At 60.2% G+C, this 14,128-nt stretch carries 12 protein-coding genes; 7 read left to right on the top strand and 5 right to left on the bottom strand.

Going from position 1 to position 14,128, the window contains the following annotated elements; genetic code table 11:
- Positions 1 to 114 precede the first annotated feature (114 nt).
- From ACMGF5_RS24535 to ACMGF5_RS24520, 4 genes are all read left to right on the top strand, one after another.
- Positions 115 to 1,377 (top strand): OmpP1/FadL family transporter, encoded by a 1,263-nt coding sequence (locus ACMGF5_RS24535; protein ID WP_414157879.1) that lies wholly within the window; start codon positions 115 to 117, stop codon positions 1,375 to 1,377.
- 46 nt (positions 1,378 to 1,423) lie between these two features.
- Complete coding sequence (locus ACMGF5_RS24530; RefSeq protein WP_119687286.1) at positions 1,424 to 2,092, top strand: DUF3313 domain-containing protein; 669 nt, start codon at positions 1,424 to 1,426, stop codon at positions 2,090 to 2,092.
- An 81-nt stretch (positions 2,093 to 2,173) separates the two neighbouring features.
- On the top strand, positions 2,174 to 2,704 hold the full coding sequence (locus tag ACMGF5_RS24525) for a hypothetical protein (RefSeq protein ID WP_115274477.1): 531 nt from the start codon (positions 2,174 to 2,176) through the stop codon (positions 2,702 to 2,704).
- A 56-nt stretch (positions 2,705 to 2,760) separates the two neighbouring features.
- On the top strand, positions 2,761 to 3,567 hold the full coding sequence (locus ACMGF5_RS24520; protein ID WP_119687285.1) for a transporter: 807 nt from the start codon (positions 2,761 to 2,763) through the stop codon (positions 3,565 to 3,567).
- Between the two features lie 117 nt (positions 3,568 to 3,684).
- Here ACMGF5_RS24520 and ACMGF5_RS24515 read toward each other — a convergent pair whose 3' ends face one another.
- Positions 3,685 to 4,272 (bottom strand): hypothetical protein, encoded by a 588-nt coding sequence (locus ACMGF5_RS24515; protein ID WP_414157365.1) that lies wholly within the window; start codon positions 4,270 to 4,272, stop codon positions 3,685 to 3,687.
- Between the two features lie 443 nt (positions 4,273 to 4,715).
- On the opposite strand from ACMGF5_RS24515, the gene ACMGF5_RS24510 reads away from it, so the two are divergent.
- A complete protein-coding gene (locus tag ACMGF5_RS24510; RefSeq protein ID WP_119687283.1) occupies positions 4,716 to 5,171 on the top strand; it encodes a hypothetical protein in 456 nt (151 codons plus the stop codon).
- 21 nt (positions 5,172 to 5,192) lie between these two features.
- Here ACMGF5_RS24510 and ACMGF5_RS24505 read toward each other — a convergent pair whose 3' ends face one another.
- Positions 5,193 to 6,062 carry a DMT family transporter gene (locus tag ACMGF5_RS24505; RefSeq protein ID WP_414157364.1) on the bottom strand — a complete coding sequence of 290 codons (870 nt, stop codon included), beginning with the start codon at positions 6,060 to 6,062 and terminating at the stop codon, positions 5,193 to 5,195.
- Between the two features lie 121 nt (positions 6,063 to 6,183).
- On the opposite strand from ACMGF5_RS24505, the gene ACMGF5_RS24500 reads away from it, so the two are divergent.
- Together ACMGF5_RS24500 and ACMGF5_RS24495 are read left to right on the top strand one after the other, a co-directional pair.
- Positions 6,184 to 7,566 carry a PLP-dependent aminotransferase family protein gene (locus tag ACMGF5_RS24500; RefSeq protein ID WP_414157363.1) on the top strand — a complete coding sequence of 461 codons (1,383 nt, stop codon included), beginning with the start codon at positions 6,184 to 6,186 and terminating at the stop codon, positions 7,564 to 7,566.
- Positions 7,567 to 7,671: 105 nt separating this feature from the next.
- A complete protein-coding gene (locus ACMGF5_RS24495) occupies positions 7,672 to 8,181 on the top strand; it encodes a ProQ/FinO family protein (RefSeq protein WP_115274482.1) in 510 nt (169 codons plus the stop codon).
- A gap of 163 nt (positions 8,182 to 8,344) precedes the next feature.
- On the opposite strand, the gene ACMGF5_RS24490 is transcribed toward ACMGF5_RS24495, so the two are convergent.
- The 3 genes from ACMGF5_RS24490 to putA all read right to left on the bottom strand — a co-directional run bounded on the left by ACMGF5_RS24490 (position 8,345) and on the right by putA (position 14,127).
- Positions 8,345 to 9,265, bottom strand: coding sequence for a LysR family transcriptional regulator (locus ACMGF5_RS24490; protein WP_119687279.1), 921 nt, complete (start codon positions 9,263 to 9,265; stop codon positions 8,345 to 8,347).
- 66 nt (positions 9,266 to 9,331) lie between these two features.
- The gene (gene proC / locus ACMGF5_RS24485) at positions 9,332 to 10,123 is read right to left on the bottom strand and encodes a pyrroline-5-carboxylate reductase (RefSeq protein ID WP_414157362.1); all 792 of its coding nucleotides are present in this window, start codon (positions 10,121 to 10,123) and stop codon (positions 9,332 to 9,334) included.
- Between the two features lie 68 nt (positions 10,124 to 10,191).
- Complete coding sequence (putA, locus tag ACMGF5_RS24480; RefSeq protein WP_414157361.1) at positions 10,192 to 14,127, bottom strand: trifunctional transcriptional regulator/proline dehydrogenase/L-glutamate gamma-semialdehyde dehydrogenase; 3,936 nt, start codon at positions 14,125 to 14,127, stop codon at positions 10,192 to 10,194.
- Position 14,128 lies beyond the last annotated feature (1 nt).

Raw genomic sequence — 14,128 nt, 5'->3', positions numbered from 1 at the left:
CTTGGCGCAGGTTGCGTCAAGCAGGACATCGAGCTATCGGTGTCCTGCTCTTTTCAAAGTGAGGTGTCAGGGACTATGACCACGACGAATCGTATGGATCACACCAAATGGTGGATGCCTGCAACGTTTATTCTGTTGTTTGCTCACAGCACCAACGTGTCAGCCGGAGGCATCTTCATTTATGAAGCCGGCCAGGAAAGTAACGGCCTGGCCAATGCTGGCTCGGCTGCGCTCGCCACCGACCCCAGTGTGTTGATGTCCAACCCCGCAGGCATCGCTCTGCTGCCTGGCACGCAGATCAGCGCCAATGCCCAGGTTATCCTCGGCGACCTGCGCTACTCACGTGACAGCAGCAACCAATTCGATGGCAACGAGGGCGGTAACGCTCTGCAATACCTGCCGGGCGCCAGCTTGTTCATCAGCCACCAGCTCGATGACCGCTCAGCCATCGGGTTCGGCATGTACGGTAACTTCGGCTTGGCGCTGGACTACGACGATGACTGGGCAGGGCGCTACTTCACCCAGGAATCGGCGGTGATTGGCGTCTCGTTCCAACCCACCTTTGCGTACAGGTTCACCGATGACCTTACCGTCGGCATCGGCCCACGCATGATGCTCGGCTATTACCGCACCGAGGTGGCCATCAACAACAGCCTGCTCGGGTTGGTCGATCGCCCCGATGGCCAGCTCGAATACAAGGACACTGACTTCGGCATTGGCGTGAACCTGGGCCTGCTCTACCAGCTCGCCCCCCGCACACGGATTGGCCTGGCCTACACCAGCAAGGTGAAGCTGGAGTTCGAGGACAGTCCACATGTCAGCGATATCAACAACCCCCTCATCAATGCCGCACTCAACCGCCTGGCGGTGGACACGCTGGAACTGGACATGAACGTGCCGCAGACCGCGACAGTCAGCGTGGCCCACCAGCTGGACGAGCAGTGGACATTGCTGGGAAGCCTGGGTTGGCAGGACTGGAGCGAGTTCGGTGACATCGGGGTAGAGGTGGATGCCAATGCCGTCGGGGTTAGCCGCACGGTCGATCGCAAGTACAAGGACACCTGGCACGCCTCGGTTGGAGCCCAGTATCAGGCGACCCGCCAGCTGCGCTGGAGTTTTGGGGTGGGGTATGACAGCTCGGCCGTGGATGACAAGGATCGCACCGTGGACAACCCGATGGGGGAGGCGTGGCGCTTCGCAACCGGGGTGAACTATCAGGTGGAAGAAGGATTGGACCTGCATCTGGCTTACACACTGGTCTGGCTCGGCGACATGGACGTGGAGCAGACCAAGGCACGCTCCGGCGACACGTTGTCAGGCACTTTCGATAACGCCGCCTTGCACATCATCGGTGGCGGTGCGACGTGGCGATTCTGAAGGTTTTGATCCTTGGACAATGCTTATACGTGGAAGGAGAAGTTGCATGAAAAGTAAGGCGCTTATTGCAACAGTGTGTCTCACATCGCTTTTACTGCATGGTTGTGCGAGCAAATACGTTGAGCCTGACGAATACTCCGGGTTTCTGAAGGACTACAGCAAGCTCAAGGAGGATGAATCTCCTTCGGGCGCGAAGGTTACGCGCTGGATCAAGCCTGGCATCGATGCCAACCAATTTACCAGCGTGTATGTCGAACCCAGCCAGTTTTACCCCAAGCCGCAACCAACCGCGAAGATTCCTCAGCAAACCTTGCAAGGCATAACCCAGTACTACGATCAGTCGTTGAAAAACCAGTTCTCCAAGGTCCTGCCGCTGGCTACGAGCCCCGGGCCAGGTGTACTGGTGGTGCGCCCGGCGATCACTGGGGTGAGTGCCAAAACCAAGGGGCTGCGCCCGTATGAGGTGATCCCGATCGCGCTTGTGGCAGCCGGCATCAGTACGGCCACGGGTATTCGCGACCAAGACACCAGCGTGGCTACCGAGGCTGCATTCCTTGACGGGAGTACCAATGAGGTGGTGGCCGCAGTGGTGCGCAAGGGTGCAGGCGCTGAACTGGACAATTCCTCCCAGATCATGCAGGCCTCGGACGCCCGTGCCGTGCTCGATGGCTGGGCCAAGGACATGGTCAGTTCATTCCAGGCGCTGAAGAAGTAGCCCGCAGGTCCCCCTGCCGTGGATGTGCGTCAGGGGGCACCGGAACTTGATGCCGAGATTTGATGGCCTAAGGATGCCCCGATGAATACGGTCATGCTCAAAATCAAACATGAATTCCTGAAGGTGCTTCCTCCCACCGTGTTTTTCTTCGTGATTCTGCACATCGTTGCGCTGATTCGCGCGCTCATGATCAAGGGGTCTGGTGTAGAGCTGCCTGTCTCAGCGTCGGTTCTGATCGCCGCTCTCATATTGGGCAAGTCTGTTCTGGTTGCCGATATGCTGCCCTTCATCAACCGGTTTCCCGATAAGCCGCTGATCTGGAACGTCACCTGGAAAACACTCATGTATGCCCTGGTCGCACTGATCGTTCATTACTTGGAGCGTCTGTATGACTACTGGAAAGAGGCGCCCGGCCTGCTCGATGCGAATGCGCTGTTATGGTCATCGATGAACTGGCCTCGTTTCTGGGCAGTTCAGATCTTACTGATCACATTGATATTCATGTATTGCGTCATCGCGGAACTGGCACGCGTCATTGGCCGCAAACGCTTGAAGCAAATGTTCATTGGCCCGCTGCCGCCAAAGCAGACCGAGATGTCGAATCACGCTTGATCACCGAATACCCGGGCCGCTCAAAACGACGTGGCTTTCAGTTGACGGGAGATACAATGTTGAAAAGGAAATGCTACCCGCTTTACGCACTTGCGTTGCTGGGGCACACCGGGCAAGGGCAAGCAGAGGACTCGGCAGAGCTTGCCAAAAAAGCGCTGAACCCGGTTGCGGCCATGTACAGCTTGCCGGTGCAATATAATTGGGACCAGAAAATGGGCCCCGACGGCGATGGCAAGCGCAGCCTGACCAACATCCAGCCCGTTCTGCCTTTCAGCCTGAATGATGACTGGAACCTGATCTCCAGGACTATCCTGCCAGTCGTCGACCAGCACGGCCTGGGCGGCGCGGCAGATACCTCTGGCGTAGGCGATGTCACCCAGAGTTTTTTCTTCTCACCGAAACAACCCACTGCCAGTGGCTGGATTCTCGGCGCAGGGCCGGCGCTATTGATTCCAACAGGCAGCAACGACGTGCTGAGCAGTGAACAATGGGGGCTCGGACCGACTGCGGTAGCCTTGAAGCAAGCCAACGGCTGGACGCACGGGATACTGGCTAACCATATCTGGGGGCTAGAGGGCAGCCCCGCAGATGGTAAGGAGAAGGTCAACCAGACCTTCATGCAGCCGTTTCTTTCATACACGAACAGCTCGTTGACCACATTTGGCATCAACAGTGAATCAACCTACGACTGGCAATCCAAAGAATGGGCCATTCCGGTCAACCTGACGGTAACCCAATTACTGAAAGTTGATGGCCACCCCATCACCCTCCAAGTCGGGCCGCGTTACTGGCTCGATTCACCGGATAATGGCCCAGAAGGCTGGGGCTTTCGCTTTGCTGTGACGTTGCTGTTCCCGCGCTGATCCTGAAGCACGCACTGCTTTGCTTTTCCTCCAGCCCCCAGCCCCCAGGCAGCATAGGTGCGTCGATCATCGATTCTCCAGCGTCAGTAGTGTCGGCTAATAGAGAGGCCGCCCAGCTTACCGACCACTCGGCAAAGGCGGTCGCGTTTCGACTTGTTCAAGGCTTACACGGTACGTGGTGTAAGTGTCACCGTCCTGAAGGTAAAGGTCGCTCTGATAACGCGAGACTGCGCCTTTGAGCTTGATGTGTAGCCCGTTGGACACACGCTGGATTACCACGTCATTCAAGTCAGTGTCCGAGATCAGGAAAGGCGGGGTCTTGGCGAGCAGCACCTTCATCGTCGCATTATTCCTGCCGTCGCCGTCGCCGTCGCCGTCGCCGTCGCCGTCGTTGACGTAGAACCTAAGGCTTTTGGGCTCATCTGGATCTCGGGCATCCTGAACGATGTAGATCGATTGCCCCGCAATGAAATCTTGCTTGAGCAGTACCTCAGACGGAAATTCCGGCTTGTGCAGGTATCCGTATGTGAGAACGCATGCAATACAGATCAAAGAGAAAATTGCGAAATACTTTTTAACTTTGACTATCAGGGTTTGAAGTTCCGTTTTATCCATGGGATTCAGCTGTATTCGAAGGTGAATATCACCAAGGTTCTTCCTTGTGGGCGCCACAGATTGAGCACGTTGGGCATCAATGGCTGTCATGGTAGCGTCCCCAATGCCGGCAAGACCAGCTCACACAAGCACAACACAGTCTGGGCGACGGGGATATATTCCACCAGCGCCGCGAACTGCGGGCCGCTTCGCGGCCCATCGCCGGCAAGCGCGGCTCCCACACGTACAGCGCATGCCTCAAGGCTGGAGATATTCCAGTGGGAGCCGGCTTGCCGGCGATGAGGCCGGAACTGACCACAGAGCTTGGGATCGCTGTCTGCTTTGCGTCGAAAGCGGCCGGTAGTGGATGGCCTCTCCCGATCCAGTGCTACGGTTGATGGAGAGCGGCTAACGACCTGTCGATCGATTCAATCGGGGCGATTTCGCTGGCTTACTTACGGTCGCACGCAGAGGCATCCGCGTATGCGCCGCCAGCTGACAACTGTCCACCCCGCAGAGCGTGATGACACAACTCAACCAGCTAGAGGTTCGTCATGACTAAAAACATCGATCTGACGATCACCCCGGATTACCTCAATCCATTTGCCTCGCCGGACAATCCCAAGCTAAGCCCCGAGCTGGTGGAATACCTGTCAGATAGCGCCTGGTATCACCCAGCGCTGAGTCTGCAGATCCGCTGCCCGGAAGAGGAGCGAGAACGCCTGCAGCAAGCCATCAGAAATACCTTTGCACAAAAGAGCGAACAGCTCAGAGGGGATATCCGCACGCAGCGGCTGGTAGCGCTGACACTCCTGGGCTTGGCGCTAGCCTTGGTGCTCGCAGGCACGGCGCTGGGCATTGAAGGCACCATCCCCGTGGGAGTCGTTACCGTCACCGCTTGGATGCTGCTATGGCGCAGCGCAGAGATATTCTTTCTGGATATCCGCAGCGTCAACCGGCAGCTGCGTAAGTACCAGCGTATCGCCAGCGCTTCACAGCAGTTTCGATAGAGGTTGATCGCTCCCACACTACTACTGGGCGTATCTCTTTGCCCCGGCAACACAGATGACAGCACCCAGCGTTACGACGAGCATCACCCAGCTGACTTGCTCGTGCAGAAGCAACGCGGCCAGTCCAAGCCCCATGAACGGCTGAAAGAGTTGCAGTTGACCCACTGCCGCAATGCCGCCCTGGACGAGCCCTTTGTACCAGAACACAAACCCGATCAGCATGCTGAACAGTGAAACGTAGGCGAAGCTGAACCACGCAGGGGCGCTAACCCGGACGAAGGCATCGGGCGCTGGGAGATTGACGATAGTCAGCAGCAGCATGAACGGCAACGCTACCAGCAATGCCCAACTGATCACCTGCCAGCCCCCGAGAGTCCGTGACAGGCGCGCCCCTTCCGCATAGCCCAACCCACAAACAACTACCGCAGCCATCATCAGCAGGTCTCCTATCGCCGACGCATCTCCGCCATTCATCAACGCATAGCCAGCGACCAGCCCAGCACCGATCAACGAGAACAACCAGAACAGTGGCCCAGGTCGCTCGCCGCCGCGCAGAACGGCGAACCCTGCGGTACACAATGGCAGCAGCCCGACAAAAACGATGGAATGGGCAGAAGTGACGTGCTGTAGGGCCAGTGCCGTCAGCAGCGGAAAACCGATAACGACGCCAAGCGCTGTTACAGCCAGTGACGACAGGTCACCGCGCTTGGGTCGCGGCTGGCGTAGCACGATCAAGAAAAGCGCACCCAACAGCGCGGCAATGGTTGCCCTGGCACAGGTCAGAAACGTAGGTTCGAAGGCCGTCACTGCCACGCGGGTGGCCGGCAACGAGCCGGCAAAGATGGCGACGCCTATGAAGCCGTTTATCCATCCGCTTGTTGTTTTTTCCATCGGTGCGTCCTCGATAAGCCAGGGCTCAGTACATCACTGACGGGCTCACCAAGGCCATGTACACTCCACTACAATTCAACCGAACTGTTATGCATATGAATCCAGCACAATTGAGGGTGCGATGAAACGGGACGGAACGCGAATCCGAGCTGTGATGGGGGAGGTCCAGGCCAGGATAGCCTCTCGAAGCTACACACCAGGTGCGAGAATTCCTTCAGTTCGCGCAATGGCTCAGAGCATGCAAGTATCGGTTTCTACCGTCCTGGAGGCTTATGAACGGTTAACCGCAGAAGGTGTACTTAGCGCACGCCCTGGCTCCGGCTTTTACGTGGCTGGGCCAGCTGCGCCATTGGCGCTGACCGAGCTCGGCCCCAAACTTGATCGTGATGTCGACCCGCTTTGGATCTCGCGCCAGTCTCTGGAAACTACCAGTGATGCGTTGAAACCAGGATGCGGGTGGCTGCCCGCATCCTGGCTGTACGAAGCAGGCTTGCGTAAAGCTCTTCGAATGGTTGCGCGTTCTGACACTTTGAAACTGACTGAGTACGCTTCACCGCTTGGGCATCCGCCTCTCAGGCAATTCTTGTCGCGACGACTGGCAGCCGCCGGTATCGAAGCCCCTCTGGAGCAGATCATGCTCACTGAGTCCGGCACTCATGCTATCGACCTGATTTGCCGTTTTCTGCTGCAACCGGGTGACACTGTCCTGGTCGACGATCCCTGTTATTTCAATTTTCACGCATTACTCAAAGCACATAGGGTGAACATCGTCGGAGTCCCCTACACCGCAACGGGTCCAGACATCGAGGCGTTCGGCGCTGCCCTGCGCGAGCACGCGCCGCGGTTGTACATAACGAACTCCGGCATCCACAACCCAACCGGGGCCACCTTGTCACCAGTTACAGCACACAGGCTGCTAAAGCTGGCCGACACCTCCAGCCTGGTAATTGTCGAGGACGACATCTTCGGCGATTTCGAGAATACCCCCGCGCCACGACTGTCTGCCTTCGATGGCCTCGCTCGTGTGATCCAGATCGGTAGTTTTTCCAAGACCATCTCCGCTTCAATCAGATGCGGCTACATCGCTTCGCGCAGGGAGTGGATCGAGAGCCTGGTCGACCTCAAGATTGCGACCACATTCGGGGGTGGGCGCATGGCTGCGGACATCGTTCATCAAGCCATTACCGATAGCGGGTACCGAAAGCACATGGAAGGTGTCCGCTTCAGGTTAGCCCAGGAAATGGGCAAAACAGTAGCGAGGCTTCAGGCGATTGGTATCAAGCCTTGGATGGTTCCCCAGGCAGGCATGTACGTGTGGTGCCAACTCCCTCAGGGTAAGGATGCAGCGACGCTGGCCAGAGCTTGTTTGAAGGACGCAGTGGTGCTCGCGCCCGGAAATGCTTTCAGCCAGTCCATGACTGCGGGAGATTTTCTGCGTTTCAACGTCGCTCAATCTGGCGACAGCAAGATCTACGAAGTGTTGAAACGGGCTCTGAATGCTTAGCCGCGGGACCGATCCAGCGGCGACTCATCCTGTTCTAGCTGCTTTCAAGGCGTGCATGGCATATCCTTACGCCACGCAATCAACTTCGAAGCAGTGAATTGAACGATGGGTTTTGAACAACTAGCAGAGCTACGTGACCGTCTCCGGTCGGAAAAAGAGCAGGTAAAGGCTGAGGGTGGGAAACACCCCAAGCGCAAGCCTTCCCCGCAGGCGAAGCCTCGCGACCTTGATCCGGCAGTGCAAGCGATCTGGCCCTTGCAGAAGCATTTTCCCTTGGCCTTCCCCGTCAATCCGGCGCCCAAGGTGCCGCTCAAGGAGGGGATTTTCAAGGATGCCGAGCAGCACCTCGAACTGCTCGGATTGACCCGCGAACAGCTCAAGCTGGGCATTTCTACTTGGTGCAAGGGAGCTCGATACTGGGCAGCCATGGTGGAGAATGCGCCGCGCCTGGACTTGAATGGGCAACCGTCTGGCATTGTGACCGCCGCTCAGGCGCTGCATGCCAAGCAACAAGCTTCGCGCCAACGTAGCCAGGGCCGACGCAAGCGTGTGAAGTCAGAAGCGAGTGCCCCGGCCTCTACCGCCGATATCACAGCGGAGCAGATCACCGACTGAGACCGGTCGGGCTCTGCCCTGTGCTTTCCCGGCAAACTACGCTGGGGGAGGACCTATTGTCACTTCGTGGGTATGCGCTGTAGCCGTGGGCGCTGGCCTGCCGGCGATGGGCCGCAAAGCGGCCCCAATCGCTTGACTGACCGGCATCAAGGCATACCCCCCGTCAACAGTAATCATCGTTGTACTTAGGTGCCCGAGGGTTGATGAACACATACTCGAGCTCATCAGCAAGCAGCCGGGCTTCGCGCGTGAGCAGTTCCTGGTTTCGATAAACCAGTGAGATATTGAGCGCGGGCACTTGCTCCTCAAGGTTCAGTATCTCCAACCCCTGGTCGGTGCGGTTGACGTAGTCGAGCATGCGAAGCGGCCAATAGCTGATCACATCAGTGGCGCGCGCCAGTTCGCAGAAGATGATCCCGGCGGAGCACTCAAGGATGTTTTCAGGTGGCGCAAGCCGATACTGCTCGAACATCATGCCGATCTGAGAACTTTCCAGCGGCTCCTGCAACAGCCAGCGTTGTTCGCGTAGCTGCTCAAGACAGCGTACCTTGCGCAGCGGGTGGCCTTTGCGCACAGCCAGCGCGGTGGGTTGATTGTACAGCTCGGTCCATTGAAACCCATCGCCGTAGCGGCTTGCCGGCTGGCATGACAATGCCAGGTCCACCTGCCCTTCACGCAGGCTTTCCATCAGTTTTGAGGGGCGCATCTCGTGAATGCGCAGGCGCACCAGTGGGTAGCGCTCGCTGTACTGATTTATGGCTGCGATCACCTGCGCCCTGGGTGTCGCCGGTGACAGGCCGATCGAAACCCGGCCATGGGTTTGGCCCTTGAGCGCCGCAATCTCTTCACGGGCGCGGCTGGCCTCTTCAAGCATCAGGCGCGCCCTGCGCACCAGGCGTTCGCCGTACTCGGTGGTGGTGATGCCGCGGTTGGAGCGTACCAGCAGCGGCACCCCCAGGGACGTCTCTAGTTCCTTGATGGTCCTGGAGAGCGCGGGCTGGGAAAGATGCAGCAAGCGTGCGGTTTCCTGAAAGCTGCCGCTCTCGCAGATGGTGACCAACACTTTCAGTTGATGGAGCTTCATAGGCTATGCACATCGGCTAGGTGGAGCAGCGTTGGCGTCCTGCCGGCCGCCCGCTGCCCGGGGCTTTCAGGACTCGCGTGAGAGTGCTTGTGAACGGGAATGTGCGGCCTGCACGGCGGCGTCGACCAACCGACGCAAGCCGTCATTGTGTTCAAACGAGGCGATCGCCGCCGCCGTGGTGCCATTGGGCGAGGTGACTGCGGTGCGCAACTCTACAAAGTCTGCGCCTGGCTGGGTTTGCAGCGCCGCGGCACCCAGCGCTGTCTGCGCTGCCAGGGTCTTTGCCAGTTCCGGGCTCAGGCCAAGTGCTACACCTGCTGTGGCGAGGGCTTCGCTGAAAAGGTGGTAGTAGGCAGGGCCGCTGCCGGACAACGCAGTCACGGCATCCAGCAGGCCCTCGTGCTCCACCCAGCTGGCGCTACCGACGGCTTCGAACAGCCGAGTCACCCGCTCGCGCAGGTTTGCATCCAGGTCAGGGGTGGCGAACAGGCCGGTGCAGCCCGCGTTGACCAGTACCGGCGTGTTGGGCATCGCGCGTACCACCGGGCAGCTGTGACCCAGTGCCAGGCTGAGCTTGTCATGGGGTACACCTGCTGCGACAGAAATCACCACGGCGTGCTCGCGTACTGCGCGGGGTAGGGCGGCCAGTACCTCGCACGCGTAGTTCGGCTTGACCGCCACCACGATAATGTCAAAAGGCAGTGCAGGCAGGGCTTCGACGTTGCTGTAGAGGGTGACTTGGCTGGCTGTTTGCAGATAGGGGTCAACGGCGCTGACATGGCTGACCAGGCCGGCCTTGAGCCAGGCTTGGCCAATGGCGCTGCCCATGCGGCCGTAGCCCAGGAAAAGTGCGTTCATGGTTGTTCCTCGTGGTGGTGCGAAAGTGCGCAGCGCAAGGATGCGCTGCGCCGGTTCCGATCGTGGGCCTAGCAGATGGTCATGAGATTGGCGTTACCACCGGCCGCAGCTGTGTTGACGCTAAGGGCATGCTCGATCAGCAGGCGTTCCAGTGGAATGTCAGTGTCTCCCCGCCCCAGGCCGTGCACGCCGACGATGGCGCCGCGGCGCCGTGCAGACAGCTGGCTGACGTGGCGCAATTGATCGCTATCGCCATGGTGCAGAATCGCGTCGAAATGGGCGTCCGGGTCGGTCCAGTCGCTGATGCTGTCGATGCGCGCTTGCACCGATGCTGGCAGTTCTGCGCGTAGGGCCTGATGGCTATCGAGCCATAGCGCGCGGCTGCCGACCGCCAGGCTGGCGGCGAGTTGGGCGAGCAGGTCCAGGCGGTTTTCGGCCAGGTTCAGCACCACCTCCCGCGGCAGCAGGGTGTAGCTGTTGCGCTCACCGGTGGGGCCGGCGAGCAGGTGAGTGGTGTAGCTTTGCGACTGCTCCAGATAGCGGGCGAACAGGTTGGCGATTTCCGGTTCTTTCTGCTCGGCCCAAGCGGCAAAGGCCGTGCGCGCATTTTCCAGGTCTGTGGGGGCTGCAACCGCATGCCCATCGCCGTCAGCCAGGGCCTGCGCCACGGCATCGTGCGGGCGGGTGGCGAGCAGGCGATACAGGTACAGCGGGCCACCTGCCTTCGGGCCGGTGCCGGACAGCCCTTCACCGCCGAACGGCTGTACGCCGACCACGGCCCCGACGATGTTGCGGTTGACGTAGAGGTTGCCCACGCGGGCGGTATCGACCACCTGGGCGATGGTCTCGTCGATGCGGGTATGCACGCCAAGGGTCAGCCCGTAACCGCTGGCGTTGATCTGCTCCAAGAGTTGGTTGAGCTGGCTGCGCTCGTAGCGCACCACATGCAGCACGGGGCCGAAGATCTCCCGTTCCAGTTCGTCGAGACTGTCCAGTTCGATCAGGGTCGGCAGCACGAACGTTCCCCGTTGCAGCACCTGGCCGTCGGCCCGGGCAGCCTGGAAGACGGTACGGCCTTTACGGCGCATGTGCTCGATGTGGTTGACGATGTTGTCCCGGGCTTCGCGGTCGATCACCGGGCCTATGTCGGTATCCAGGCGCTCTGGCGAACCGACGCGGTATTCAGCCATCGCGCCACGCAGCATCTGGCAGACGTGGTCGGCCACGTCTGCCTGCACACACAGCACCCGCAGCGCTGAACAGCGCTGGCCGGCGCTATCGAACGCAGAGCTGATGACATCCACGACCACCTGTTCGGCCAGTGCCGAGGAGTCGACAATCATGGCGTTCATGCCGCCTGTTTCGGCGATCAGCGGCAGCGTCTGGCCCTGGCCATCCAGGCGGCCGGCAAGGTTGCGGCTGAGGATGCCGGCGACCTCGGTGGAGCCGGTGAACATTACCCCCCTGATTCTGCTGTCACCGACCAGGCTCGCCCCAACGGTCTCGCCCCGGCCTGGCAGCAGTTGCACGACGCCGGTCGGCACGCCGGCTTCATGGAGGATGCGCACGGCCTGGGCCGCGATCAGCGGCGTCTGCTCGGCAGGTTTGGCCAGCACTGTGTTGCCAGCGGCCAGGGCGGCGGCGACTTGGCCACTGAATATCGCCAGCGGGAAGTTCCAAGGGCTGATGCACACCACAGGGCCCAGTGGGCGATGGCTGTCGTTGCTGAAGCTGCCAGCCTGGGCACCGTAGTAGCGCAGGAAATCGACCGCTTCACGGACTTCGGCGATCGCATTGCTGAAGGTCTTGCCAGACTCGCGTACCAGCAGGCCCATCAGTTGCTGCATCTCGCTTTCCATCAGGTCGGCGGCGCGCTCCAGAATGGCCGCGCGCTCGGCGGGCAGGGTCGACTGCCAGATCGGGCCGCTGGCCTGGGCGCACAGAATGGCGTTTTGCACATCGCTTTCGTTGGCTTCGTACACCTGACCGATCAGGTCGCGATGATCCGCCGGGTTGCGCACGGCGGTGACGGTGCGCGGGTGGCTGCAATCGTTGCTTGACGTTGGCCCGGCAGTGTAGGGCTGGTTGGCGCTGGCGAGCAGCGCCGAGGACAATGAGCCAAGCCGGTGCTCATTGGACAAGTCAAGGCCGCCGGAGTTGAGGCGGGTGGTGCCATACAGGTTGCGCGGAAGCGGGATGCGCGGGTGCGGCAGGCCTAGCGCGCCTTCCTGACCGGCCATCTTCTCTACCTGCAGCACCGGGTCTTCGACCAGCTCATCAAGGCTAATGGAGCGATCGGCGATACGGTTGACGAACGAGGTGTTGGCGCCGTTTTCCAGCAGGCGGCGCACCAGGTAGGCCAGCAGGGTCTCGTGGCTGCCGACCGGTGCATAGATGCGGCACGGGCGGTTCAGCTTGCCATCGGCCACTTTGCCCACCACCTGCTCGTACAGTGGCTCGCCCATGCCATGCAGGCACTGGAATTCGTATTGACCCGGGTAGTAGTTTTGCCCGGCGATATGGTAAATGGCCGCCAGTGAGTGAGCATTATGGGTGGCGAACTGCGGGTAGATGGCCTCCGGTACCGACAGTAGCTTACGGGCGCAGGCAATGTAGGACAGGTCGGTGTAAACCTTGCGGGTGTAGACCGGGTAGCCTTCCAGGCCGTCGATCTGGGCGCGCTTGATCTCGCTGTCCCAATAGGCGCCCTTGACCAGGCGGATCATCAGGCGGTGGCGGCTGCGCTTGGCCAGGTCGATGACGTAGTCGATCACGTACGGGCAGCGCTTCTGGTAGGCCTGGATGACGAAGCCAATGCCGTTCCAACCGGCCAGTGATGGCTCGAAGCACAGGCGCTCGAGCAGGTCGAGCGACAGCTCCAGGCGGTCGGCTTCTTCAGCGTCGATGTTCAGGCCGATGTCGTACTGCCTGGCCAGCAGGGTCAGCGACAACAGGCGCGGGTACAGCTCTTCCATCACGCGCTCGTACTGGGCGCGGCTGTACCGCGGGTGCAGCGCCGACAGCTTGATCGAGATGCCCGGGCCTTCATAGATGCCGCGCCCGTGCGAGGCCTTGCCGATGGAATGGATCGCCTGTTCGTATGCGGCAAGGTAGTTCTGCGCGTCATGCTCGGTCAGTGCAGCTTCACCCAGCATGTCGTAGGAGTAGCGGAAGCCTTTTGCTTCACGACGTGCCGCGTTGGCCAAGGCCTCGCCGATGGTTTCACCGGTGACGAACTGCTCGCCCATCAGGCGCATGGACATGTCCACACCCTTGCGAATCAGTGGTTCGCCACTCTTGCTGATGATGCGGTTGAGTGAGGACGACAGGCCCGTCTCATTGTGGGTCGACACCAGTTTGCCGGTGATCAGCAGGCCCCACGAGGCGGCGTTGACGAACATCGACGGGCTCTGCCCCAGGTGCTGGCTCCAATTGCCATTGGCGATCTTGTCGCGGATCAAGGCGTCACGGGTGCCCTTGTCGGGGATGCGCAGCAGGGCCTCGGCCAGGCACATCAATGCCACCCCTTCCTGCGACGACAGCGAGAACTCCTGCAGCAGGCCTTGTACCAGCCCCTGACGGCCGCCGGCGCTTTTCTGGTTACGCAGCTTCTGGGCGATGCTGTAAGCCAACTGGTGAGACGCTTTCGCCATCTCTGCCGGCTGGCGCGCCTGCTCCAGCAGCATCGGTACGGCGTCCGCTTCGGGGCGGCGGTAGGCGGCGGTGATGGCAGCGCGCAGCACCGATTGCGGAAGGACGCTCTCGGCGAAGTCGAGAAATACCTGCAAGGCGCCCTCATCCAGGTGTTCTGCCTGTTCTTCGCCTGCAACAGCGGCCAGGCCAGCCTGCCGAGCGGGCGTCATGCCGCCTTCGATCTGCTCCAGGTAGTTGAAAATGGCCTGTTTGATCATCCAGTGCGGCGTCTGGGCGATTTGTTGTGCAGCCTGTTTGAGTCGCTCGCGAGTGGCGTCGTCAAGCTTTACGCCAAGTGTGGTGGTTGCCATG

The organism is Pseudomonas sp. BNK-15 (assembly GCF_047456105.1).
Lineage (GTDB): Bacteria > Pseudomonadota > Gammaproteobacteria > Pseudomonadales > Pseudomonadaceae > Aquipseudomonas > Aquipseudomonas putida_E.
Note: the sequence above shows the minus strand (reverse complement) of the source record. Positions and strands in the feature narration are given on the sequence as shown.

Coding starts and splice junctions, on each gene's coding strand:
- ACMGF5_RS24535 (WP_414157879.1), top strand. CDS start 115: ATGCCTGCAACGTTTATTCTGTTGTTTGCTCACAGCACCAACGTGTCA.
- ACMGF5_RS24530 (WP_119687286.1), top strand. CDS start 1,424: ATGAAAAGTAAGGCGCTTATTGCAACAGTGTGTCTCACATCGCTTTTA.
- ACMGF5_RS24525 (WP_115274477.1), top strand. CDS start 2,174: ATGAATACGGTCATGCTCAAAATCAAACATGAATTCCTGAAGGTGCTT.
- ACMGF5_RS24520 (WP_119687285.1), top strand. CDS start 2,761: ATGTTGAAAAGGAAATGCTACCCGCTTTACGCACTTGCGTTGCTGGGG.
- ACMGF5_RS24515 (WP_414157365.1), bottom strand. CDS start 4,272: ATGACAGCCATTGATGCCCAACGTGCTCAATCTGTGGCGCCCACAAGG.
- ACMGF5_RS24510 (WP_119687283.1), top strand. CDS start 4,716: ATGACTAAAAACATCGATCTGACGATCACCCCGGATTACCTCAATCCA.
- ACMGF5_RS24505 (WP_414157364.1), bottom strand. CDS start 6,062: ATGGAAAAAACAACAAGCGGATGGATAAACGGCTTCATAGGCGTCGCC.
- ACMGF5_RS24500 (WP_414157363.1), top strand. CDS start 6,184: ATGAAACGGGACGGAACGCGAATCCGAGCTGTGATGGGGGAGGTCCAG.
- ACMGF5_RS24495 (WP_115274482.1), top strand. CDS start 7,672: ATGGGTTTTGAACAACTAGCAGAGCTACGTGACCGTCTCCGGTCGGAA.
- ACMGF5_RS24490 (WP_119687279.1), bottom strand. CDS start 9,265: ATGAAGCTCCATCAACTGAAAGTGTTGGTCACCATCTGCGAGAGCGGC.
- proC (WP_414157362.1), bottom strand. CDS start 10,123: ATGAACGCACTTTTCCTGGGCTACGGCCGCATGGGCAGCGCCATTGGC.
- putA (WP_414157361.1), bottom strand. CDS start 14,127: ATGGCAACCACCACACTTGGCGTAAAGCTTGACGACGCCACTCGCGAG.